The sequence below is a fragment of the Pannonibacter sp. XCT-53 genome, assembly GCF_009915765.1.
Taxonomy (GTDB): Bacteria; Pseudomonadota; Alphaproteobacteria; order Rhizobiales; family Stappiaceae; genus Pannonibacter; species Pannonibacter tanglangensis.
Genome location: NZ_JAABLQ010000003.1, coordinates 46498 through 68238 on the forward strand (window position 1 = coordinate 46498; position 21741 = coordinate 68238).

Below are 21741 nucleotides of genomic sequence, written 5' to 3' on the forward strand. Positions count from 1 at the left end.
AGGATGGCCAGCCCCGGCTCGCGGATTGCGGCAGAGTAAGGCGAAACATGTGACGGTTTGCCGTCACACCAAGGGGTCGCCTGCATTTTGTCTGCTTTAGCGGCTTTTTCCCGGCTTGAGAATAGACAGCCGGCGCGGCCGCACCGCCATCATGTCGCCGCGTCCATCGCGCCGGCCTGCCTGTCCGCCGCTGCGGCAGGCGCCTCGGCCGCGACGGGCTCCGGATTGACCGGCCGTCCCAGCAGGGCGGAGGCGGTCATCAGGGCGACCTCGCGCTGCAGGCGCAACGTCAGCTCCTTCCGGTCGGTTCCGGCGTCCACGACAACCGGCTCGCCCCAGGTCAGGGTCACGTCAAGCGCCCCTTCGCGGACGATTGCCCAGAGGTGTCCGGGCAGTTCCATGTCCCCGTACCACGCCACATGCGGTCGCGTCCGCCGGTCCATCGGCAGCCCCTGCAGATGGGTGTAGGCGATGGACAGCGGCTGTACATGCACGGGGCGCCCGCCAGCCAGCGCCCTGGTCGCGGCCCCGAGCAGGGCGGAGCGAAACGGCAGCACGCCGTTGCCGTCATTCGAGGTCCCCTCGGCAAAGAGAACCATCACGTCGCCAACGCCGATCCGCTCTGCAATCCGGTCGGCCACGTCGCCGGTCTCGCTGCGGCGGGTGCGGTTGACGAAGACGGTGCGCTGCAGCCTGGCGAGGAGGCCGAACACGGGCCAGCCCTCGACCTCGGACTTGGCAATGAAGGAGAGCGGCATCACCGCACCGAGGACCGTGATGTCGACCCAGGAGGCGTGGTTTGCGGTGATGAGGAGCGGGCGGGCGACGGCCGCGTGGCCCCGCTGGTGAATGCGAATGCCCACCAGCCGGGTGGCGATGCGATGCCAGACGAGGGGCAGCCGCGTCCTGACCGGCCAGCCATAGCGCAACGCCAGCCACTGCACCGGGATCATGGCAAGGGAGGCGACCGTCAGGGCCGCGAGCGCCAGGGCTCCCCTAAGCGCCCTCATCGGCAGGCTCCTCGGCGTCACGGTCAAGCGGCACGCAATAGAGCTCAAGCCTGTGATCGACCAGCCGGTAGCCGAGCCGCGCGGCAATCAGCTCCTGCAGGGCCTCGATGTCTTCGGAGCGAAACTCGATCACCTTGCCGCTGCGCAGGTCGATGAGGTGATCATGGTGCTCGTCAGGGACCGTTTCATAGCGGGAACGGCCATCGCGGAAGTCGTGCCGTTCGATGATCCCCGCGTCCTCGAACAGCTTCACGGTGCGGTAGACGGTCGAGATCGAGATACGGGCATCCAGCGCGGACGCGCGGCGGTACAGCTCCTCCACATCGGGATGATCGCTCGCCTCCTCGATCACCGAGGCGATGATGCGGCGCTGGTCGGTCATGCGCATGCCCTTGGCCGCGCACAGCTCCGCCAGTGTGGACTGCCGGTCATCCGCCATGGCCCGCCCCTTTCTGCTGCCACCCTCGATCATCGTCAGCGATTAGCCAAGATCGACCCGCATGACAAGCGCGGTGCCGCCACCGGTGCTGTCACGGTAATATCCCTTGCGTTCGCCCACCTTGCGGAAGCCGAGGGACCGGTAGAGCAGCAAGGCCGCCTCGTTGGCCGCATCGACCTCGAGGAACAGGCTCTTGCAGCGATCGCCGTAAAGCCGGAACATGCCGTCCTGCATCAACCGCTTGCCGATGCCGCGACCGCGATGGCGCGGATCGACCGCAAGCGTCAGCACCTCTGCTTCGTCCGCCACCTGGCGCAACAGCAGGAAGCCCAGCGGCCGCCGCGTGCCATAGGGGCTGGCGCGCCGGGCCAGCAGCAGCATGGCCCCGTCCTGGTCACGCAGCCGCGCCAGCTCGTCGGCGTCCCAGCGATGGGCAAAGGACTGCGCATGGATCTCGGCAAGGGCCGGCAGGTCATCGTCCAGTGCGGCTTCGATGACGGGCGGCGTCGACCAGAACCACCAGAAACTCATATCCGTTCAATCCTTCCACGCGTCTGCGGCTTGGCATCGGCCGGCCGCAGATAGAGCGGAACGGGCTGGGGCGCGTCCGCCGGAGCCTCCGTGCCCAGCCAGGCAATCGTGCCGATGTCGGCTTCCGCCGACGCGGTCAGGACGACATCACCCGGCAGTCCGGCCGCACTCGCCAGCGCCGGTGCCGCAGATCCGGCAAGACGGCAGGCGTCCGGCAGGCCGGCCGCGAGATCCGCCAGCCGCGCCACATGCGGCGCCTCGAGCACCTGCCCGTCCGCACCATAGAGTGCGGCATAGACCTCATCCTCCCGCGCGGTCAAGGCCACCAGCAACGGATGCCCGCCGGCCGGCTTGCGCTGCTCGCGGGCGATGGCGTCGAGGGTGGAGATGCCCGCAACGGGCGTGTTCATCACCAGGGCGAAGCCGCGCGCCACCGACAGGCCGACGCGAAGGCCGGTGAAACTGCCCGGTCCGTTGGTGACGGCAATGCGGGACAGGTCGGAAAAGGCGCAGCCGGCCTCCGCCATGACATCGCCGATCATCCCGAGCAAAACCTCGGCATGACCGCGGCCGATCACCGCCGACCGGCGGTAGAGCATGCTGTCCCCGTCCGAGCGGACGAGAACCGCCGCCGCGCAGGTTGTCTGGGCCGTATCGATCGCAAGCAGTCTGTTCATGTCTATCGCTTAGTGGCCCGGTGACGGCTTGTCGAGCCGGGCTTTCGACTTATGCCGGCGTTGTCGGGGCCAAACCAAAAGGCCCGGCTGAGGGCCGGGCCTTGGGGTCAAGGTCGGTCAGACCGCGGCAATCACTGCGCCACGGGGGCGGCCGACGGCGCTGCCTCCACATCCGGCGTCAGGAACACCTGACCGGGATAGATCAGGTCCGGATCGCGGATCTGGTCGCGGTTCGCCTGATAGATGGTGGTGTAGCGATAGCCAGAGCCGTAGAGGCGGCGGGAAATGTTCCAGAGGTTGTCGCCCTTGCGGATGATCACGTTCGGCATCGGACGCGCGTCCGTCCCGGACTGCGACGCAGCGGCGGTCCCGCGACCGGCCGGAGCCTCCACCTTCGACAGGACGATTTCCTGCTCCACGGCCTTCTGGAAGGTCACCGCAGCGCGGGCAAGAACTTCGCCGGTCTTGCGCGAAATCTGGTCGACACGGACCTCGATCGCTCCGACCGGGACTTCGGTCTGGCTTTCATGCAGCCAGCGCCCGCCTTCGTTCGCATCCGCGTCACCCACATGCGCGTCGGCGACATAGATCCGAAGCAGCGCGCCGGTCGCGCTGGTGCCGGCGACATAGATCTTGCCGGCTTCGGATTCCACCGCCTCGACGGTGACCGGGCCGGTCGCCTCGGCAGCGTCCGCCGGGGCAGCAGCAGCGGCCGGCGCAGGAGCGGCCGCAGGCGCTGCAGCGGGGGCAGCCGCAACGGCGGCAGGCGCCTCGGTCGGGGCCGGGGTGGCTGCTGCTGCGGCAGGGGGTGTCGCCGCTGCGGCTGCCGGAGCAGGCGTGGTCTCGGGTGCGGCCGGCTGGGCGGCAGCGGAGGCCGCCGGTGCGGGCGCGGCAGCAGGAGCCTCTGCGGTTGCCGGCGCAGCCGGGGCGGCGGCAGTCTGGGCCTGGGTCTCGGTCGATGCCGCAGCCGCAGCCGGAGCCGGAGCCTGAGCCTGGGCGGGAGCAGCCGGCGCAGGCGCAGCTGCGACCTGGGCTGGGGCGGGCTCGGCGGCCGGAGCCGGAGCCTGAAGCACGTTGGAGGGCGCGCCCGGTTCGTTCAGGACGATGAGCGGCTTGTCCTTGCCGCCGTCCGGGATGGACACGGACAGACGCTGCGACGAGTCGGTCGCCTTGCCGTTCAGCTCGGACTGGAGCTGCATGTCGTAGTCGCCCGGGGCAAGCGGGGCTTCGAGAATGATCGACCATTCGCCGTCGGTGTTGGCGACGCCCTTGCCGAGCACCTGGCCGTTGCCAAGCAGGGCCACGATGGCACCGGGCTCGGAGCGGCCGGCGACAACGGTGGCGCCGTCGGGCTGGATGCCCACCACGTCGAAGGACGGCACGTCAGGCGCCGTTGCTGCCGTCTCGGCGGTTGCCGCGGCAGGGGCCGACGCGGGTGCCGGAGCAGCGGCGGTGGCGGGCTCGGCCGGGGCTGCCGGCGCGGCCGTTTCGGCCGGAGCCGCAGCAGGAGCCGCAGCCGGAGCCGGCGCGGTCTGTGCTGTTTCCGGTTGCTTCGGCGTCTCGGCCACCGGCGCCGGCGTACCCCTGTTGCCGAAGTCGAGGTATCCCGTCAGGAGAGCTACAACGCCGACGATGGCGGCAGCCACCAGGCTCCAGATCACGCTCTTTCGCGACATCGATTCTATCCCACCCATGGCGACTCGCATCGCCGCATAGCCTGTCGGCCAGATTACCCTACGAGAGCGGCCGGCAAAGGTTTCCGCCTGTGTTCTCGCGGACTTGCCACAGATTTTCCCGCTCGCCGACCTCCTGCTGCTTTATACGTCTTTGCGCAGTGCGGCAAGCAAGGGCCGATTATTAAGGATCGCTTAATCACCTTCTGCGTCGATTGAGAAGTAGCTGTGGCGGGCTTGACCGCCTCACCCGGTCAATGCCAGACAGAGCCCATGACGATCCTGACCAGCGTTTGCGTTTATTGCGGATCCAGCAACGGCCGCGACCCCCGGTATCTTGAAGCCGCAGACCAGCTCGGCAAGGCCATCGCTGCAGCCGGACTGACCTGCGTCTACGGTGGCGGCTCGATCGGGCTGATGGGCACCGTCGCCAGGGCAGCCCTCGATGCCGGCGGCCACGTGACCGGCATCATTCCCCAGTTCCTCGAACAGCGGGAAGTGATGCTGCACGCCGTGTCGGATCTCATCGTCACCGAGAACATGCACGAGCGCAAGCGTCTCATGTTCGAGCGCTCCGATGCGTTCGTGGCGCTGCCGGGCGGCATCGGCACGCTGGAAGAGGTCGTCGAGATGATGACCTGGGCCCAGCTCGGCCAGCACCGCAAGCCGGTGCTTCTGGCCAACATCAACGGCTTCTGGTCACCGCTGCTCGAGCTGCTCGACCACATGCGGGCAGAGGCCTTCATCCGCACCGAGACCGAAGTCCCGTATCTCGTCGCGGACCGGATGGAAGACATCCTGCCGCTCTTGCAGGTCGCCGTGGGCAGCCACGCCCCCCGCCCGGCCGGAGCCCCTGTCACACGGCTCTGAACCTGTCTCGAAACTGAGACGGTCCGCCCCGCCACCCGTGCGGGTTTGTTCTGACGTAACGTCAGAAAATAACGGAATTTTTGTCAATTGGCTGTAATCGTTCCGGCTGGAAATTGGGAGCAGGCGCAGTCGCATGCAGACGATCCTATTGGTCGAGGACGCCACCTTCTTCGAGAAGGCCGCCCTCAAGAAACTGGCCGATATCGGCGACTATGACGTCGTCATCGCCCGGGATTTCGCCGAGGCGAAGCGGATCCTGGAAACCGCCAGGCACATGCCTGACCTTGCCCTTGTCGACCTGACGCTGCCCGATGCGCCGGACGGCGAGATCGTCGATCTCTGCATGGCGCACAAGCTGGCGACGGTGGTCTTCACCAGCCGCTTCGAGCCGCGCATCCGCAACGCCATCCGTCAGAAGGGCGTGCTCGACTATGTGGTCAAGGACAGCCCCTCGAGCCTCGACTATCTCGGCGAACTCGTGCAGCGCCTGGGGCGCAACGCGTCGATCGGCGTGCTGGTGATCGACGATGCCTCGGTCGAGCGCAGCGTCATTTCCGACACCATCTCCCGGCACCGCTACAAGGTCTACCAGGCCCGCTCCTCGAACGACGGCATGGAGATGCTGGCGAACAATCCGGACATCCGGCTGGTGCTCGTGGACTATTTCATGCCCGACGAGGACGGCTTCGCCTTCCTCAAGGCCGTCCGGCGCAAGCATGGGCGCGAACAGCTTGCCGTGCTCGGCATGTCCAGCTCGGAGGATACGGAGAACCGCATCCGCTTCCTGAAGTACGGCGCCAACGATTTCATTCACAAGAGCTGCCCGCCCGAGGAGCTGCTGCTGCGCATCTCGCAGAACCTCGATGTCATCGACCGGTTCGCCACCCTCAGCGACCGCAGCCTGCGCGACACGCTGACCGGGCTCTACAATCGCCGCTACCTTTACGGCGATGGCGTGCGGCGCTGCCAGGAGGCCGATGCTGCCAACCAGCCGACCTGGCTGGCGCTGATCGACGTGGATGAATTCAAGACGATCAACGACAGCCGCGGACACGGGGCCGGCGACGAGGCGCTGCTGCTGCTGGCAAGCGAGCTGAACCGGCTGACCGTGGAGAACGGCTTTGCGATCCGGATCGGTGGCGACGAGTTCTGTGCGGTGGTCGGCAGCCCGACGGAGGCTGAAGCCCATGCGCTGATCGAGGGCTTCCGCAAGCAGCTCGAGAACCGTGACGTGATCCGCGACGGTCACTGCTTCCGCATCACGGTCAGCATCGGGCTGGCGCGGGTGCACAAGGGCGACATCTCGGAAGCCCTGCGCGTTGCCGACACGTACCTCTATGCCGCCAAGAGCGCGGGCCGGAACCGGCTGGTCGCCTCCTGAGGCAGGTCCGGTCGCCCGGCAGGACCGCCTTGGGTCCTGCGGCAACGGGAAAGCCCGCCACGTGGCGGGCCTTCCCCTGGCGCCTCAGATGGCGCGAACTTCCTCGACCTCGGGCACGAAATGCCGCAGCAGGTTCTGGATGCCGTGCTTGAGCGTGGCAGTCGACGACGGGCAGCCGGAGCAGGCCCCGCGCATCGACAGGTAGACAACGCCTTCCTTGAAGCCCTTGAAGGTGATGTCGCCGCCGTCCTGGGCCACGGCCGGACGGACGCGGGTCTCGATCAGGTCCTTGATGACCGTGACGGTTTCGGCGTCGCCAGCCTCGAAGAACTCGTCACCGTCCTCCGCATCGCCGCCGGCGGCAGAGCCGAGGATGACGGGCTGCCCCGACATGAACTGCTCCATGATGGCGCCGAGGATGGCCGGCTTCATGTGCTGCCAGTCGGTGTCGTCCTTGGTGACGGTGATGAAGTCGTGGCCGAAGAAGATGGCAACGACGCCCGGCACGTCGAACAGCTTCTGCGCCAGGGGCGACACGGCCGCGTCCTCGGCGGACCGGAAGTCGCGGGTGCCTTCCGGCAGCACGACGCGTCCGGGCAGGAACTTCAGGGTCGCCGGATTCGGCGTCGCCTCGGTCTGAATGAACATCGGTCTCGTCCTCAGTCGAACTGTGGGGGCAAGGTTTCCTCGACTGGCGGTAACGGCTGGTCGGACAGGCCCCAGATTGGAATGCTTGTAAACAAGATAGGCCCGTCTCGCAAAGGGTCAAGCGAAGATGGGGCCAGGGTTGCTGGTCCGGGGTCGCTGGTCCGGCCGACCGGTCAGGCCTCCCGGTCAGGCCAGAGCCGCGATGGCGTCATCGTCCAGATTGCCCGGAACGATGGTCACCGGGATCGGGAAATGCCCGGCCGCCTTCCCGGCAATCTGGGTGACCAGCGGGCCGGGGCCTTCGGAACTCAGCCCCGCGGCCAGCACCAGGACCGCAATGTCATCATCGGACTCGATCAGCCGGACGATCTCGTCCGACTTGTTGCCCTCGCGGATCACGGTTTCCGGCTCGGTCCGGGCGACCGAGCGGACCCGGTCGGAGGCCTTGGCGAGCGTGGTCTCGGCCAGCTCCTGGGCCTCGGCCCGCATGATGTCCTCGACCCCCAGCCAATGCTGGAAATCGCCCGGGGCAATGACGAACAGAAGCACCACGACGCCGCCCGTCCGGGCGGCGCGCTTGGCGGCGTAAACGATGGCACGGTCGCATTCCGGGGTATCGTCCACGACAACCAGGAACTTGCGGCGGTGCCCTTCCTCGAAGCTTTTGCGGATGGCTACCATGGCGCGCATGCTGCCACCGCTCGGCGCGGGCCGCAAGCCGGCCGCGTCGACGCGGTTGTGCAGAAGGCAGCCGGACCGTCGACCCCAACCGTCGACCCGCGCGAGATGCCCGAGAGGCCGGGCAGGCTTCGCGCGATCACAGGATGAAGCGCGAGAGATCGACGTTGCGGGCCAGCTCGCCGACATTGGTCCGGACATGCCCCGCATCGATGGTCACCACCCGCCCCGGCTGGTCCGGTGCCGAGTAGCTCACCTCGTCCAGGATCCGCTCCATGACCGTCTGAAGGCGCCGGGCGCCGATGTTCTCGACGCTTGCGTTCAGCTCCACCGCGATGGAGGCGATCTCGTCGATGGCATCCTCGGTGAAGGTCAGGTCCACCTCTTCCGTCTTCAGCAGGGCGACATACTGCTTGATCAGGCTGGCTTCCGGCTCGGTCAGGATGGCGCGGAAATCGTCCTTGGTCAGCGCCTTCAGCTCGACGCGGATCGGCAGGCGACCCTGCAGCTCTGGCAGGAGGTCGGACGGCTTGGCCACGTGGAAGGCCCCCGAGGCGATGAACAGGATGTGGTCCGTCTTGACGGGGCCGTGCTTGGTGGAAACGACGGTTCCCTCGATCAGCGGCAGCAGGTCGCGCTGCACGCCTTCGCGGGACACGTCACCGCCCACGCGGCCGTCACGGGCGCAGATCTTGTCGATCTCGTCGATGAAGACGATGCCCGAGTTCTCGACGATCGAGACCGCCTCGCGGACCACCTTCTCCTCGTCCAGCAGCTTGTCGGACTCCTCGGTGATGAGGATCTCGTAGGACTCCTTGACGCTGACCCGGCGGCTCTTCGTCTGGCCGCCGAAGGCCTTGCCGAGCAGCTCGGAGACATTCAGCACGCCGACGCTGGCCCCCGGCATGCCCGGAACATCAAAGCTCGGCATCTGGGCATTGGCGCGGACCTGGATCTCGATCTCCCGGTCATCCAGCTCGCCGTCCCGGAGCTTCTTGCGGAAGCTCTCGCGGGTGGCAGGGCTTGCCGTTCCGCCGACCAGCGCGTCGAGGACGCGCTCTTCCGCCAGCACATGGGCCTTGGCCTTGACCTCCTGGCGGCGCAGGTCGCGCACCAGCGTGATGCCCGCCTCGACCAGATCACGGACGATCTGCTCGACATCGCGGCCGACATAGCCAACCTCGGTGAACTTGGTGGCTTCCACCTTCACGAACGGCGCGTTGGCCAGACGGGCGAGGCGGCGGGCAATCTCGGTCTTGCCGACGCCCGTGGGCCCGATCATGAGGATGTTCTTCGGCAGGACTTCCTCGCGCATCGGGCTTTGCAGCTGCTGGCGGCGCCAGCGGTTGCGCAGGGCGATGGCCACCGCGCGCTTGGCGTCCTTCTGCCCGACGATGTAGCGGTCGAGTTCGGAAACGATCTCCCGGGGTGAAAAATTGGTCATCGTGTCAGCTTTCGGTCATCAGGGTCATTGGGCAGCGGGCACATGGCGCATCAGGCGCGTGCCGGCAAAAGGCGCAAGAAGGTGGCGGCGCACGGGAACCCAGGCGGACCCGAGCAGCAGGATGAAGCTCCCCAGCACCAGGAGCGCGATCGACGTGCCGACCGTATCGGACACCTCGGCACTCAGCAGCAGCATGCTGATGGCAACGCCGAAATAGCCGAGCCCCGAGACGAGGATCGCCCGGCGGTCCACCAGAACAGCCACCAGCGCCAGCACCACCACGAGGGAGAGCATCACCAGGGCCTGCAGGATGTCGCCCGCGCCGGCGCCCTCCAGCCCGGAGAGCATCAGCATCAGCGTCGAATGCACCAGCAGGGGAGCTGCCAGGAAATGCAGCCAGAAGGCCTTGTCGCTCGTGATCGTTCGCCGGCTCAGGTCACGGCTGTCGAAACGCATGGCAAGTGCGAAGGCGGCGAGACCGGCCGCAAGACCAAGCCAGGGCAGATGGTTGTCGACACGCAACGGATCGACCGCAGCCAGTATCGCAACGAGGCAGGACATCCCGCCGGCCGCGATCACGGCCACGCCCACCGGCACGTGGAAGCGCGCGTAATGGACGGCCGCGATGGCCGTCGCTGCCGCGGTCAGGAGCACGAGCGGCAGCCCTTCGACCGCGCCCATGGCCCCGTTCCAGCTCGTCTGCGACCCGGGCAGGCGCGCCTCCATGAGCGCCGCCACACCGAAGACCAGCGCCAGCAGGGTGGCCGGCAGGAACAGCACGGACAGCACGAAGGAGGGCAAGGCGAGGCGCATCCGGCGGGCGAACACCTCGGACAGGCCCCAGATCACCACGGCCTGGGCGGAAAAACCGAGAGCCCAAGTGTCCGAGAAGCCCATGAGGAAGAACAGGCCGCTCAGCAGGGTGAGGAGACCGATGGTGATGAAGATGTCATGGAACCCGCGCACGAAGCGAAGCTCCTCGGCATCGATGCCCGACATCGACGGCTGCCGCAGGCCGTCCAGATAGGCCGAGAGGGCTTCCAGCTGCGGCGGCGAGAGGATGCCGGCGCGCATCGCACCTTGCAGATCCTCGCGTGTGAAGGCCTCGTTCGTCATCCATGCGCACCCGGTGAAGGGCCAGGATCAGCGGCTGCTGTCCAGGCTTTCGATGGTCAGGTTGCCGTTCGTGTAGACGCATATGTCGGCGGCGATGCCCATCGCCTTGCGCGCGATGGCCTCGGCATCCAGATCGGTGTCGACAAGGGCACGGGCCGCCGCGAGGGCAAAGTTGCCGCCCGAACCGATGCCCATCACCCCGCCTTCCGGCTCCAGCACGTCGCCGGTGCCGGTGAGGACCAGCGAGACATCCCTGTCAGCGACCAGCATCATCGCCTCGAGACGCCGCAGGTACCGGTCGGTGCGCCAGTCCTTGGCCAGCTCGACGCAGGCCCGCATCAGTTGGCCGGGATACTGTTCCAGCTTGGCTTCCAGCCGCTCGAACAGGGTGAAGGCATCCGCCGTTGCGCCCGCGAAGCCGCCGATCACGGCCCCCTTGGCCAGCGGGCGAACCTTGCGGGCGGTGTTCTTGATCACCGTCGGCCCGAGCGAGACCTGCCCGTCGCCGGCAATGACGACGCGTCCCCCCTTGCGCACCATCAGGATTGTGGTGCCGTGCCAGGTGCCCATTCCGTGGTCTGAATTCATCTTGAACTGTCCGTTTCTGCTGCCCCGGCAATCCTGCCAAAGGCAAGCGGCGGCCACCCGGGCCGCCGCGTCGTTGCTCACAATCTAGGGATCCATCCCGCCCGCGCCAAGACACCGTTTGAGGACGCAGGGCCGCGGGGCTGCTTACCCCCGGCCGCGGGTCTCGGCCAGCAGGCGCTTGACCATGGCTTCAAGCGCGCCGGCGCTGCGCTCGTTCTTCAGGTCGCCCTTGGCGTCGAAGGCATCGCCTGCGCCCGGCACGGAGACCATTTCCGGCAGCACCAGGGCCCCGAGACCGACTTCCAGGATCGTGCGCATGCCGATGAGACCGCGGATGCCCCCCAGCGCCCCCGTGGAGGCCGCACCGATGGCGAAGACGCGGTTCTTGAAGGCCGCCGCCGGCGGTTCGCCCGGATCGTTGAGCCGGCTCAGCCAGTCCAGCGTGTTCTTCAGCAGGGGCGTGATCGCGGTGTTGTATTCGGGACAGGCGATGAAGACGCCCTGATGTTCCTGCATCAGGCGCTTCAGCTTGTGCGCGTGTTCCGGAACACCCTTCTCCTGCTCCAGATCGCCGTCATAGATCGGCATCGGATAGTCGGCGAGCGAGATCCGGGTCACATCCGCGTCGCCGAGGGCCAGATGCTTGGCGACCAGCGCGGCCAGCTGGGTGTTGAAGGAACCGCTCCGGCTGGAGCCGGAAAAGACGAGAATTCTGGGATGGCGCATGGGAACTCCCCGAGGTGGGACCGCAGACCGGGCGGCACAGGAGCCAAACTGGGGCGATATCGATGAAAGTTCAATGACCCGGCCCGCGCCGGCAGCGGGCGCCCAGGCGCGGCATCCCCGCCGCGCGGGGCGTGTGCCGGCGCGGGCAAGACCGCAAGGTCAGGGCAGACCGCCGTTGCGCAGGGCCGTGGCAGACCGTTCTCGCCCTGCGCGTCAGGCCGGGCGACGGTACACCCAGACGCGGGCCGGCGGCAGGTTGGCCCAGATCCAGTCGGTGCGGGCCAGGTCGAACAGGCCGGCTTCCGGCTTCACCGGCGGCACGAGGGCGTAGGAGAACTGGATGAACGGCGCGCCGGGCTCCAGCAGGTCCAGCGCCTCGAGGATCAGCGCACGCCGCTGCGCCACCGGCTTGGTGAAGAGCGGCAGGCCGGAGACGATGGCGGCCAGGCTGCCGGTGCGGATCTCGCTGTCGGGACCAAGGGTCTCGCGCAGCGAATAGGCATCGCCCTGGACGGTGGTCATGCCGGGGTAACGCTGGCGCAGGAGATGGCAGAAGTCCGGGCTGTACTCGATGGCGGTCAGGTCCCGCTGCGCGACACCACGCTCGAAGATGGCCTTGGTGACCACACCGGTGCCCGGTCCAAGCTCCAGATAGCGCCCGCCGGCGCGGACGGGAACGAAGGAGGCGATGCGTCGGGCCAGCTCCGGGCCGGACGGACTGACCGCGCCCATGGTGAGCGGACTGTCGATCCAGCTGCGGAAGAACCGGAATTCGTCCTTCACCTTGTCCAGCAGGCTCTTGTGATCGAGTACCTTGTGAGCAGCCATCGGTTCCGTCCTTTTTACGATGGTTTCCATCTAGGAAACCAAGCGTGGCCATTTCAAGACCAGACTTGCATCACGCTTGCGTCACCGCGCGCTAACTGCCGAGATTGTCGAGGAAATCCCTTACCCGGGCAAAGAACCCCGTCGATTCGGGATTGTTCTCGCCGGAGCTTTCCTTCTCGAACTCTGCCAGAAGCTCGCGCTGGCGCTTGGTGAGATTCGTCGGCGTTTCGACCGTCACCTGGATGTACATGTCGCCGTGCTGGCTGGAGCGCATGACCGGCATGCCCTTGCCCTTCAGGCGGAACTGCTTTCCGGTCTGGGTGCTCTCGGGAACCTTCACCCGCGTGGTGCCGCCGTCGACCGTCGGCACGTCGAACTGGCCCCCGAGTGCCGCCGTGGTCATCGAGATCGGCACGCGACAATAGAGATCGGCGCCGTCGCGCTGGAAGAACTCGTGCGGCTTGATCGACAGGAAGATGTAGAGATCGCCACTCGGCCCGCCGCGCAGGCCCGCCTCGCCTTCGCCGGCGACGCGGACACGGGTGCCGTCCTCGATGCCGGCGGGAATGTTGACGGAGAGCGTGCGCTCCTGCGTGACGCGCCCGACGCCACCGCAGTTGGTGCAGGGATCGGTGACGACCTGGCCACGGCCCTGGCAGCTCGGGCAGGTCCGCTCCAGCGTGAAGAAGCCCTGGGCCGCGCGCACCCTGCCCGAGCCGCCGCAGGTGCGGCAGGTGGTCGGGCTGGAGCCGGGCTTGGCTCCGGAGCCTCCGCAGGGCTGGCAGGTGATCGAGGTCGGCACCTCGATCTCGACCGTCTTGCCGGCGAAGGCCTCTTCCAGGGTGATCTCGAGATTGTAGCGCAGGTCGGCGCCGCGTTCACGGCCGCCGGAACGGCGGCCGCCGCCACCCCCCATGCCGAAGAATTCCTCGAAGATGTCGGACATGGTGGAGGCGAAGTCGTGCGAATGCGCGCCGAAACCGCCACCGCCGCCGCCACCGTTCTCGAAGGCGGCATGGCCGAAGCGGTCGTAGGCCGCACGCTTCTGTCCGTCCTTCAGGACGTCATAGGCTTCGTTGACTTCCTTGAACAGGTCCTCGGCCGAGGCGTCGCCCGGATTGCGGTCCGGGTGGTATTGCATCGCGAGCTTGCGATAGGCGCTCTTCAGCGTCTTTTCATCCGCGCTGCGCGCAACGCCCAGGACTTCGTAGTAATCGCGCTTTGCCATATCAGGGTACTCGCTGGATGCTCACGGGCACCCGGGGCGGCCACCTGTCAGCCACCATGCCCGCAGGGCCTCGCCTTGCGCCCAAGCGGCGCGACTGCCCGTCCGCTCTTTGCTGCAAATCCGTTCACATGCAATCGAAAACCGTCCGGCGCGGCCCGCATCGGACCGCGCCGGAGCGTGTCTTACTTCTTGTCGTCGTCCTTGACTTCCTCGAAGTCCGCATCGACGACATCGTCCTTGGCCGCGCCGGCCGACCCGGCAGAGCCGCCTTCGGCCTCGGCCTGCGATGCCTTGTACATGGCCTCGCCCAGCTTCATCGACGCCTCGGCCAGAGCCTGCGTCTTGGACTGGATGTCCGCCACGTCCTCGCTGGCGAGCGCGGTCTTCAGCGCGGCCAGCGCGCTTTCGATCGCGCCCTTGTCGGCGGCAGAGACCTTGTCGCCGTAGTCCTTGAGGGACTTCTCGGTGGAATGCAGCAGGGACTCACCCTGGTTGCGGGCTTCCACCAGCTCGCGGCGCTTCTTGTCCTCGTCGGCGTGGGCTTCCGCGTCCTTGACCATCTTCTCGATGTCGGCGTCGGAGAGACCGCCGGAGGCCTGGATGCGGATCTGCTGCTCCTTGCCGGTGCCCTTGTCCTTCGCCGACACGTTGACGATGCCGTTGGCGTCGATGTCGAAGGTCACCTCGATCTGCGGCACGCCACGCGGGGCGGGCGGCAGGCCCATGAGGTCGAACTGGCCGAGCATCTTGTTGTCCGCGGCCATCTCGCGCTCACCCTGGAACACCCGGATCGTCACGGCGCTCTGGTTGTCCTCGGCGGTCGAGAAGGTCTGGCTCTTCTTGGTCGGGATCGTGGTGTTGCGGTCGATCAGACGGGTGAACACGCCACCCAGCGTCTCGATGCCGAGCGACAGCGGGGTCACGTCGAGCAGCAGCACGTCCTTGACGTCACCCTGCAGCACGCCGGCCTGGATGGCAGCACCCATGGCCACCACCTCGTCCGGGTTCACGCCCTTGTGCGGCTCCTTGCCGAAGAAGGTCTTCACGACTTCCTGGATCTTCGGCATGCGGGTCATGCCGCCGACGAGAACCACTTCGTCGATCTGCCCGGCCACGAGACCGGCGTCCTTCAGCGCAGCCTTGCAGGGCTCGATCGTGCGCTGGACGAGGTCCTCCACGAGGCTCTCGAACTTGGCGCGCGTCAGCTTCATGGTCAGGTGCTTCGGACCGGAGGCATCGGCGGTGATGAAGGGCAGGTTGATCTCGGTCTGCGACGAGGACGACAGCTCGATCTTGGCCTTTTCCGCAGCTTCCTTGAGGCGCTGCAGGGCGAGCTTGTCGTTCTTCAGGTCGATGCCCTGATCCTTCTTGAACTCGGACGCCAGGTAGTCGACCAGACGCATGTCGAAGTCTTCACCGCCGAGGAACGTGTCGCCGTTGGTGGACTTCACCTCGAACACGCCGTCGCCGATCTCCAGCACGGAGACGTCGAAGGTACCGCCGCCAAGGTCATAGACCGCGATGGTCTTGCCGTCGTTCTTGTCGAGACCATAGGCCAGCGCGGCAGCCGTCGGCTCGTTGATGATGCGCAGGACCTCGAGACCGGCGATCTTGCCCGCGTCCTTGGTGGCCTGACGCTGGGCGTCGTTGAAATAGGCCGGGACGGTGATGACCGCCTGGGTCACGGTCTCGCCGAGATAGCTCTCGGCGGTTTCCTTCATCTTCTGCAGGATGAAGGCCGAAATCTGCGACGGGGAATACTTGTTGCCGTTGGCCGAGACCCAGGCGTCGCCATTGTCCGCCTTGACGATGTCATAGGGGACGAGGCCCTTGTCCTTGGCCACGGTCGGGTCGTCGTAGCGGCGGCCGATGAGGCGCTTCACGGCGAACAGCGTGTTGGTGGGGTTGGTGACAGCCTGACGCTTGGCCGGCTGACCGACAAGACGCTCACCGTCGTCGGTGAAGGCGACCATCGAAGGCGTGGTGCGTGCGCCTTCCGAATTCTCGATCACCTTCGCATCCTTGCCGTCCATGACGGCGACGCACGAGTTGGTCGTGCCGAGGTCGATACCAATGACCTTTGCCATTTCATCCTCTCTTTCCAGCAAACCGGAAGGACCCGAGACGGCGTCGATCCGGCCCCTATTCACGATGAGCCGCCAGCCTCCGGGCTGACATCGCGCTGCCTGCGCCGTTGCTGTCCGGGAGCTGCACCAGCTTTGGAGCATCTCCGGCACCGAAGGCCTGAAAGCGCGGGGCTTGACCGCTATATAGGTTGACGCGCGTTGGCCCGCAAGGCACTCGCCAATGGAGTTTCGCCGCTCCAGCAGTGGCGGGGAAACCTTCGCAAAGGGTTACCGAGGCGGCGGAAACAGCCGTTGCCCCCCGGCGGCGTGCCGGCCAGGTCAGGTCCGGGCAAGCCTCGCGCGGGGGCCACCAGTCAGAATGGGGAGACAGCATGGCCGCAGAGAACCGGGGAGACGGCGGGGCCGACGCCAATGCCAGAAACGGGGACGGTAACGGGGACGGTAACGGGGACCTTCACGGGCACCACGCCGGTCCGGCGCAGGGTCCGGCCACGCCGGGCGGCCGTCGACGCGCCAGCCTTCCGTCCGGGTTCCGCCATCTGCCCGGGCACTTCGACCGCCCGGCACAGGAAGCGCTGGTGGCCGAGCTGCGGCAGGTCATTACCGAGGCGCCGCTGTTCACACCGGTGATGCCGCGCACCGGCAAGCCCTTTTCGGTGCGCATGAGCAACTGCGGCCCGCTGGGCTGGGTGTCGGACCTGCGCGGCTACCGGTACCAGCCACTGCATCCGGTGACAGGTCGCCCCTGGCCGGCCATGCCGGCCGTGCTGACCGCGCTCTGGACCGAGCTGGCGCCGGACGCTCCGCCACCGGAAGCCTGCCTGATCAACTTCTATACGGGGGATGCGCGCATGGGGCTGCATCAGGACCGGGACGAGGACACGTTCGACGCACCGGTGGTCTCCGTCTCGCTGGGCGACAGCGCCCTGTTCCGCATCGGCGGACAGAAGCGCAACGATCCGACCCTGTCGGTGCGGCTGGCCTCCGGAGACGTGGCCCTGCTGGGCGGCGCGGCACGTCTGGCCTTTCATGGCATCGACCGGCTCTATCCGGGCACCTCGACCCTGCTGCGGGACGGCGGACGGATCAACCTGACACTGAGACGGGTGACACGCGCCGCCTGAGCGTCAGACCCAGGCCCGGAGAGCCAGCGCCGCCAGCGCGATCGCGATCACCCACAGCGCCAGACGGCCCGAGCGGCTGTGGCGCGCCTCCGCCCGGCCGATGGCGTCGGCCGTGTCCGGATCGAAGCGCAGGCCCTTCTCGACCATCCGCTCCATCTCCTGCGACAGCCGGCCGATGCGGTCGGCGAAGATCGGCAGGTCCGAGGCGATCCGGCCCAGCGCCGTCAGCCCGGAGCCGATGTCGCGCAGCCGTCCGACCGGGCCGAGGTTGCCGGCAATCCAGCCGGAGACGACGGGCTCGGCCGTGCGCCACATGTCGAGGCGCGGATTGAGCGTTCGCGCCACGCCCTCGACCACCACCATGGTCTTCTGCAGCATGATCAGCTGCGGCTGCGTGCTCATCTGGAACAGTTCGGTGACCTCGAACAGCTGCGTCAGCAGGCGGGCCATGGAGATCTCGGAGGCGTCGTGGCCGTGGATCGGCTCGCCAATGGCACGGATGGCCTGGGCAAAGACATCGACATCCTGGTCGGCGGGGACGTAGCCTGCCTCGAAATGGACCTCCGCGACCCGGCGATAGTCGCGGGTGATGAAGCCGTAGAGGATCTCCGCGAGGAAGCGCCGCTCGGCCTTGCCGAGGCGACCGGTGATGCCGAAGTCGACCGCCACCAGTGTCCCGTCCGGCTCGACGAACAGATTGCCCTGATGCATGTCGGCGTGAAAGAAGCCGTCGCGCAGCGTGTGGCGCAGGAAACTCTGGATCACGCTGGCGCCCAGCGCCTCCAGATCCATGCCGTCGGCGGTGATCCCGGCCACGTCCGAGAGCTTGCGGCCCTCGATCCACTCCATCGTCAGCACCCCCTTGGCGCTGCGGGTCCAGTCGACGGCGGGCACGCGGAAGCCGGGGTCTCCGGCGGTGTTCTCGGCCATTTCCGACAGGGCGGCGGCTTCCAGACGGAAATCCATCTCCAGCGCCACGGAACGGGCGAGCGTGTCGACCACGGCGACCGGGCGCAGACGCCGGGCAGCCGGCACGAAGCGCTCCGCCAGTCGGGCGACGAGATAGAAGCTCTCGAGATCGTTCTGGAACCTGCGGGCCACGCCGGGACGCAGCACCTTGACCGCCATCTTGCGCAGCGATCCGTCCGGCTGGCGCACCAGCGCCGGATGCACCTGCGCGATCGAGGCCGCCGCGACCGGATCGCCGAACTCGACGAACAGCTCGTCGACCGGCCGCATCAACTGCTCGGCCACCTGGGCACGGGCCTCGGCCGCCGGAAACGCGGGCAGACGATCCTGCAGATGCGACAGCTCCGCTGCGGCTTCCTTGCCGACCACATCGGCGCGGGTGGCGAGGAACTGGCCAAGCTTCACGTAGGACGGGCCGAGACGGTTCATCGCGTCCGACAGGCGCAACCGCGCGCTCTTGTCCCGCACCGAGCGGCGCTCGACCAGTCGGGCGAGACGCAGGGCGAGGCGCGGGCCGGCCGGAAGGTCAGGCAGGTTGGCGAGCCCGAACACGCCTTCACGCGCCAGGACGTAGCCGGCCTGCACCAGCCGCAGGAAGGGACGGATCATCAGCGCCATGGGCTCAGAGCTTCCATCCCGAATGCAGCGCGGCGATGCCACCGGTGTAGTTGCGGAAGGTGACCTTCTCGAACCCGGCCTCCCGGATCATTTCGGCAAAGCGGTCCTGGTTCGGGAACTTGCGAATGGATTCAACGAGGTACTTGTAGGGATCGCCGTCCCCGGTCACCGCCTTGCCGATGGCCGGAATGGCGTGGAAGGAGAAGGCGTCATAGACCTTGTCGAGGACCGGCATCTCGACCTCGGAGAATTCGAGGCAGAGGAAGCGGCCGCCGCGCCTGAGCACGCGATGGGCCTCGCGCAAGGCCTTGGGAATGTCGGGCACGTTGCGGATGCCGAAGGCGATCGTGTAGGCGTCGAAGGTCCGGTCCGGGAAGGGCAGCACTTCGGCATTGCCCTGGGTGAAGGTGATCGAGCCGGCAAGGCCGGCCTTGTCGGCCCGGTCCTGTCCCACCGCCAGCATGGACCCGTTGATGTCGAGCACGACCGCCTCGACCTGGCGATCGGAGCGCTCGACGATGCGGGTGGCGATGTCGCCGGTTCCGCCCGCCACATCGAGCACGCGCCAGCCGCGGCCCGGCTGGCGCGGAGGCGCCAGGACGGAGACCATCGCATCCTTCCAGAGCCGGTGCATGCCGCCCGACATCAGGTCGTTCATGATGTCGTAGCGGGTCGCCACCTTGTGAAAGACATCGTTGACCAGGCCCTGCTTCTCGCCCTCGCGCACGGTCCGGAAGCCGAAGCTCGTCGGCATCTCGCGCGGATCACGGGTGCCGGGATAGGCGGCGCCGGCCGCAGCGGTCTCGTCAGTCATGCGGGTCTCTCCTCGGCTGCCGGGGATGGCGGCAGCCCGGGTTCGGTCGGGCCAACGGCGGATCCAGCCCCTGTTTCAGTCTATGATCCAGTCCATGATCCACCTGCGCACCGGCGCCATTGTTGCTCCGGCGCGCCAACTCGTGTCATGCGTGTCATATAGGCGGCCCCCCTTGCCCGCCTAGTGATTTTTGAGGGAACCCTCCGTCCATGCCCGAGTTGCCGGAAGTCGAGACCGTTCGCCGTGGCCTTGCGCCCAGTTTCGAGGGGGCCCGCATCCTGCGGCTGGAGTGCCACCGGCCTGATCTGCGCTTCCCCTTCCCGGACCGCTTTGCCGAGCGCGTCGAGGGACGACGTGTCGCAGCCCTGTCGCGGCGGGCGAAGTATCTGCTCGCGGATCTCGACGACGGCGAGGTGGTGGTCATGCATCTGGGCATGTCCGGCTCGTTCCGGGTCGAGGCGGCGGGCGAGAGCCACCTCCCTGGTGAGTTCACCCATGCCCGGTCGCGTGACGAGAAGCATGACCATGTCGTGTTTCACCTCTCGGCGCCCGGAGCGGACGGCGACACGGCCGTGACCCGGATCGTCTACAACGACCCGCGCCGCTTCGGGTTCATGCAGATGGTCCGGCGGGCGGACCTTGCGGGCCATCCCCTCTTTGCCCGGATGGGTCTGGAGCCGCTCGGCAACCGGCTCGACGGGGAGGTGCTCGACGGTCTGTTCCGGGACAAGCGCACCCCGCTGAAGGCGGCACTGCTCGACCAGCGGCTGATTGCCGGGCTTGGCAACATCTATGTCTGCGAGGCACTGTGGCGCTCCGGCCTGTCGCCCGAACGGGCAGCCGGCGAGATCTGCGGCCCGCAGCGCAGCCGCAGGGCCCTGCGCGAGACTTTGGCCCGATCCATCCGGGAGGTGCTCGAGGAGGCGATCCTCGCCGGCGGATCCACGCTGCGCGACCATGCCCAGACCGACGGCACGCTCGGTTACTTCCAGCACAGTTTCGCCGTCTATGGCCGCGAGGGCGAACCCTGCCGCACGCCCGGCTGCCGGGGCACCGTCGCGCGGCTCGTCCAGGCCGGCCGCTCGACGTTTCACTGCCCGTCCTGCCAGCGCTGAGACTGCCCCGCGCGGCACACGGTCGGCGCCGACCGGCCCTTTGGCTCCCTTGCCAGCCGTCAGGGGCTCCGTTACCCCTTGTGCCACGCGGCGGCAGGCCGATATCCAGCCTGCGCCCAGACGGCATCGCGCAGCCCTGACGGGACCGCCCCGCGCGCAGCCGGGACCCGCCGGACCCAGCCCGGGCGGCGGGACGGGGCACCGGGATGGCCGCCCGCCGGCCGGCACCGGTGGCGGGCAGACGTCAGGCAGCGGACCAGCGCGGATCGCGCATCAAGCGGAGGACATCCATGGCATACGAGAACATCCTGACCGAAAAGCGCGGCAAGGTCGGCATCATCACGCTGAACCGGCCGAAGGCCCTGAACGCGCTGAGCGCGGCCCTGATGGCGGAAGTTGCCGCCGCCCTGGATGCCTACGAGGCTGACGAGCGCGTCGGCTGCGTCATCATTACGGGCTCGCAGAAGGCCTTCGCCGCCGGCGCCGACATCAAGGAGATGCAGCCCTTCGACTTCGCCAAGGCCTACATGGGCGATCTCATCACGCCCTGGGACCGGGTGGCGCGGAACCGCAAGCCGGTCATCGCCGCGGTCGCCGGCTATGCGCTCGGCGGCGGCTGCGAGCTGGCGATGATGTGCGACTTCATCATCTGTGCCGACAATGCCAAGTTCGGCCAGCCCGAGATCACCCTCGGCGTCCTGCCGGGTGCCGGCGGCACCCAGCGCCTGACCCGGTTCGTCGGCAAGTCCAAGGCGATGGAAATGTGCCTGACCGGGCGCATGATGGATGCGGCCGAGGCCGAACGCTCCGGTCTCGTCTCCCGTGTCGTGCCGCTCGATGACCTGATGGAGGAGGTCCTCAAGGTGGCGGAAAAGATCGCCGACTTCTCGCTCCCGGTGGTGATGATGACGAAGGAGAGCGTCAATCGCGCCTATGAGACCTCGCTGGCGGAAGGCATCCGCTTCGAGCGGCGGATGTTCCATGCCGCCTTCGCGACGGATGACCAGAGCGAGGGCATGGCCGCCTTCATCGAGAAGCGCGCGCCGCAGTTCCGCAACAAATAACGCGCCGTCGGGCGGGTTTGGCATTGACGACTTTCGCCCGCCCGACTATAAGCCACGCCCAATCGGTGGCGTCCAGCGCGCCGCCGAATTCGTTTGACGCGGAGCATGATCGA

21 protein-coding genes are annotated in these 21741 nt (G+C 67.5%); 5 read left to right on the forward strand and 16 right to left on the reverse strand.

What is annotated here, in order from left to right:
- Window positions 1-149: 149 nt before the first annotated feature.
- From GWI72_RS17225 to GWI72_RS17245, 5 genes are all read right to left on the reverse strand, one after another.
- Window positions 150-1010 carry a lysophospholipid acyltransferase family protein gene (locus GWI72_RS17225; protein ID WP_161709471.1) on the reverse strand — a complete coding sequence of 287 codons (861 nt, stop codon included), beginning with the start codon at window positions 1008-1010 and terminating at the stop codon, window positions 150-152.
- Window positions 997-1449, reverse strand: coding sequence for a Fur family transcriptional regulator (locus tag GWI72_RS17230; protein WP_161677726.1), 453 nt, complete (start codon window positions 1447-1449; stop codon window positions 997-999). The genes GWI72_RS17225 and GWI72_RS17230 overlap by 14 nt, the downstream gene beginning before the upstream one ends.
- Window positions 1450-1491: 42 nt before the next feature.
- On the reverse strand, window positions 1492-1980 hold the full coding sequence (gene rimI / locus GWI72_RS17235) for a ribosomal protein S18-alanine N-acetyltransferase (protein WP_161709472.1): 489 nt from the start codon (window positions 1978-1980) through the stop codon (window positions 1492-1494).
- Complete coding sequence (gene tsaB / locus GWI72_RS17240; protein ID WP_161677724.1) at window positions 1977-2657, reverse strand: tRNA (adenosine(37)-N6)-threonylcarbamoyltransferase complex dimerization subunit type 1 TsaB; 681 nt, start codon at window positions 2655-2657, stop codon at window positions 1977-1979. The genes rimI and tsaB overlap by 4 nt, the downstream gene beginning before the upstream one ends.
- 131 nt (window positions 2658-2788) lie before the next feature.
- Window positions 2789-4333: a LysM peptidoglycan-binding domain-containing protein gene (locus GWI72_RS17245; protein ID WP_161709473.1), complete on the reverse strand. Its 1545-nt coding sequence runs from the start codon at window positions 4331-4333 to the stop codon at window positions 2789-2791.
- Between the two features lie 270 nt (window positions 4334-4603).
- Here GWI72_RS17245 and GWI72_RS17250 point away from each other — a divergent pair, with 270 nt between their 5' ends.
- Both GWI72_RS17250 and GWI72_RS17255 read left to right on the forward strand, forming a co-directional pair.
- Complete coding sequence (locus GWI72_RS17250; RefSeq protein WP_161709474.1) at window positions 4604-5200, forward strand: LOG family protein; 597 nt, start codon at window positions 4604-4606, stop codon at window positions 5198-5200.
- A 133-nt stretch (window positions 5201-5333) separates the two neighbouring features.
- The gene (locus GWI72_RS17255) at window positions 5334-6581 is read left to right on the forward strand and encodes a GGDEF domain-containing response regulator (RefSeq protein WP_161677721.1); all 1248 of its coding nucleotides are present in this window, start codon (window positions 5334-5336) and stop codon (window positions 6579-6581) included.
- A gap of 84 nt (window positions 6582-6665) precedes the next feature.
- On the opposite strand, the gene GWI72_RS17260 is transcribed toward GWI72_RS17255, so the two are convergent.
- The 9 genes from GWI72_RS17260 to dnaK form a co-directional block, all read right to left on the reverse strand.
- Window positions 6666-7229: a NifU family protein gene (locus GWI72_RS17260; protein ID WP_161709475.1), complete on the reverse strand. Its 564-nt coding sequence runs from the start codon at window positions 7227-7229 to the stop codon at window positions 6666-6668.
- Between the two features lie 186 nt (window positions 7230-7415).
- Window positions 7416-7910 (reverse strand): universal stress protein, encoded by a 495-nt coding sequence (locus GWI72_RS17265; protein ID WP_161677783.1) that lies wholly within the window; start codon window positions 7908-7910, stop codon window positions 7416-7418.
- Between the two features lie 136 nt (window positions 7911-8046).
- Window positions 8047-9351 (reverse strand): ATP-dependent protease ATPase subunit HslU, encoded by a 1305-nt coding sequence (gene hslU, locus GWI72_RS17270; protein ID WP_161677719.1) that lies wholly within the window; start codon window positions 9349-9351, stop codon window positions 8047-8049.
- A 24-nt stretch (window positions 9352-9375) separates the two neighbouring features.
- On the reverse strand, window positions 9376-10467 hold the full coding sequence (locus GWI72_RS17275; protein ID WP_161709476.1) for a hypothetical protein: 1092 nt from the start codon (window positions 10465-10467) through the stop codon (window positions 9376-9378).
- A 27-nt stretch (window positions 10468-10494) separates the two neighbouring features.
- Complete coding sequence (gene hslV / locus GWI72_RS17280; protein WP_280116373.1) at window positions 10495-11055, reverse strand: ATP-dependent protease subunit HslV; 561 nt, start codon at window positions 11053-11055, stop codon at window positions 10495-10497.
- Between the two features lie 144 nt (window positions 11056-11199).
- Entirely contained in the window at window positions 11200-11781 is a 582-nt protein-coding gene (locus GWI72_RS17285) for an NADPH-dependent FMN reductase (protein ID WP_161709477.1), read from the reverse strand.
- 213 nt (window positions 11782-11994) lie between these two features.
- Complete coding sequence (locus tag GWI72_RS17290) at window positions 11995-12609, reverse strand: class I SAM-dependent methyltransferase (protein ID WP_161709478.1); 615 nt, start codon at window positions 12607-12609, stop codon at window positions 11995-11997.
- Between the two features lie 91 nt (window positions 12610-12700).
- Window positions 12701-13837: a molecular chaperone DnaJ gene (gene dnaJ / locus GWI72_RS17295; RefSeq protein ID WP_161677715.1), complete on the reverse strand. Its 1137-nt coding sequence runs from the start codon at window positions 13835-13837 to the stop codon at window positions 12701-12703.
- Window positions 13838-14019: 182 nt separating this feature from the next.
- A complete protein-coding gene (dnaK, locus tag GWI72_RS17300; RefSeq protein ID WP_161677714.1) occupies window positions 14020-15924 on the reverse strand; it encodes a molecular chaperone DnaK in 1905 nt (634 codons plus the stop codon).
- 371 nt (window positions 15925-16295) lie between these two features.
- Here dnaK and GWI72_RS17305 point away from each other — a divergent pair, with 371 nt between their 5' ends.
- Entirely contained in the window at window positions 16296-17048 is a 753-nt protein-coding gene (locus GWI72_RS17305; RefSeq protein ID WP_161709479.1) for an alpha-ketoglutarate-dependent dioxygenase AlkB family protein, read from the forward strand.
- A 3-nt stretch (window positions 17049-17051) separates the two neighbouring features.
- Here the strand turns inward: GWI72_RS17305 and ubiB are convergent, their stop codons facing one another.
- Both ubiB and ubiE read right to left on the reverse strand, forming a co-directional pair.
- The gene (gene ubiB / locus GWI72_RS17310) at window positions 17052-18635 is read right to left on the reverse strand and encodes a 2-polyprenylphenol 6-hydroxylase (RefSeq protein WP_161677712.1); all 1584 of its coding nucleotides are present in this window, start codon (window positions 18633-18635) and stop codon (window positions 17052-17054) included.
- A gap of 4 nt (window positions 18636-18639) precedes the next feature.
- Entirely contained in the window at window positions 18640-19389 is a 750-nt protein-coding gene (ubiE, locus tag GWI72_RS17315) for a bifunctional demethylmenaquinone methyltransferase/2-methoxy-6-polyprenyl-1,4-benzoquinol methylase UbiE (protein ID WP_179956235.1), read from the reverse strand.
- Window positions 19390-19658: 269 nt separating this feature from the next.
- Here ubiE and mutM point away from each other — a divergent pair, with 269 nt between their 5' ends.
- Together mutM and GWI72_RS17325 are read left to right on the forward strand one after the other, a co-directional pair.
- A complete protein-coding gene (gene mutM / locus GWI72_RS17320) occupies window positions 19659-20564 on the forward strand; it encodes a bifunctional DNA-formamidopyrimidine glycosylase/DNA-(apurinic or apyrimidinic site) lyase (protein WP_161709480.1) in 906 nt (301 codons plus the stop codon).
- Between the two features lie 290 nt (window positions 20565-20854).
- Window positions 20855-21628, forward strand: a complete 774-nt coding sequence (locus GWI72_RS17325; protein WP_161677709.1) for an enoyl-CoA hydratase — start codon at window positions 20855-20857, stop codon at window positions 21626-21628.
- Window positions 21629-21741 lie beyond the last annotated feature (113 nt).

What these genes read in the sequence shown, in the direction of transcription:
- GWI72_RS17225 (WP_161709471.1), bottom strand. Translation starts at nt 1,010, where the DNA reads ATGAGGGCGCTTAGGGGAGCCCTGGCGCTCGCGGCCCTGACGGTCGCC.
- GWI72_RS17230 (WP_161677726.1), bottom strand. Translation starts at nt 1,449, where the DNA reads ATGGCGGATGACCGGCAGTCCACACTGGCGGAGCTGTGCGCGGCCAAG.
- rimI (WP_161709472.1), bottom strand. Translation starts at nt 1,980, where the DNA reads ATGAGTTTCTGGTGGTTCTGGTCGACGCCGCCCGTCATCGAAGCCGCA.
- tsaB (WP_161677724.1), bottom strand. Translation starts at nt 2,657, where the DNA reads ATGAACAGACTGCTTGCGATCGATACGGCCCAGACAACCTGCGCGGCG.
- GWI72_RS17245 (WP_161709473.1), bottom strand. Translation starts at nt 4,333, where the DNA reads ATGTCGCGAAAGAGCGTGATCTGGAGCCTGGTGGCTGCCGCCATCGTC.
- GWI72_RS17250 (WP_161709474.1), top strand. Translation starts at nt 4,604, where the DNA reads ATGACGATCCTGACCAGCGTTTGCGTTTATTGCGGATCCAGCAACGGC.
- GWI72_RS17255 (WP_161677721.1), top strand. Translation starts at nt 5,334, where the DNA reads ATGCAGACGATCCTATTGGTCGAGGACGCCACCTTCTTCGAGAAGGCC.
- GWI72_RS17260 (WP_161709475.1), bottom strand. Translation starts at nt 7,229, where the DNA reads ATGTTCATTCAGACCGAGGCGACGCCGAATCCGGCGACCCTGAAGTTC.
- GWI72_RS17265 (WP_161677783.1), bottom strand. Translation starts at nt 7,910, where the DNA reads ATGGTAGCCATCCGCAAAAGCTTCGAGGAAGGGCACCGCCGCAAGTTC.
- hslU (WP_161677719.1), bottom strand. Translation starts at nt 9,351, where the DNA reads ATGACCAATTTTTCACCCCGGGAGATCGTTTCCGAACTCGACCGCTAC.
- GWI72_RS17275 (WP_161709476.1), bottom strand. Translation starts at nt 10,467, where the DNA reads ATGACGAACGAGGCCTTCACACGCGAGGATCTGCAAGGTGCGATGCGC.
- hslV (WP_280116373.1), bottom strand. Translation starts at nt 11,055, where the DNA reads ATGAATTCAGACCACGGAATGGGCACCTGGCACGGCACCACAATCCTG.
- GWI72_RS17285 (WP_161709477.1), bottom strand. Translation starts at nt 11,781, where the DNA reads ATGCGCCATCCCAGAATTCTCGTCTTTTCCGGCTCCAGCCGGAGCGGT.
- GWI72_RS17290 (WP_161709478.1), bottom strand. Translation starts at nt 12,609, where the DNA reads ATGGCTGCTCACAAGGTACTCGATCACAAGAGCCTGCTGGACAAGGTG.
- dnaJ (WP_161677715.1), bottom strand. Translation starts at nt 13,837, where the DNA reads ATGGCAAAGCGCGATTACTACGAAGTCCTGGGCGTTGCGCGCAGCGCG.
- dnaK (WP_161677714.1), bottom strand. Translation starts at nt 15,924, where the DNA reads ATGGCAAAGGTCATTGGTATCGACCTCGGCACGACCAACTCGTGCGTC.
- GWI72_RS17305 (WP_161709479.1), top strand. Translation starts at nt 16,296, where the DNA reads ATGGCCGCAGAGAACCGGGGAGACGGCGGGGCCGACGCCAATGCCAGA.
- ubiB (WP_161677712.1), bottom strand. Translation starts at nt 18,635, where the DNA reads ATGGCGCTGATGATCCGTCCCTTCCTGCGGCTGGTGCAGGCCGGCTAC.
- ubiE (WP_179956235.1), bottom strand. Translation starts at nt 19,389, where the DNA reads ATGCCGACGAGCTTCGGCTTCCGGACCGTGCGCGAGGGCGAGAAGCAG.
- mutM (WP_161709480.1), top strand. Translation starts at nt 19,659, where the DNA reads ATGCCCGAGTTGCCGGAAGTCGAGACCGTTCGCCGTGGCCTTGCGCCC.
- GWI72_RS17325 (WP_161677709.1), top strand. Translation starts at nt 20,855, where the DNA reads ATGGCATACGAGAACATCCTGACCGAAAAGCGCGGCAAGGTCGGCATC.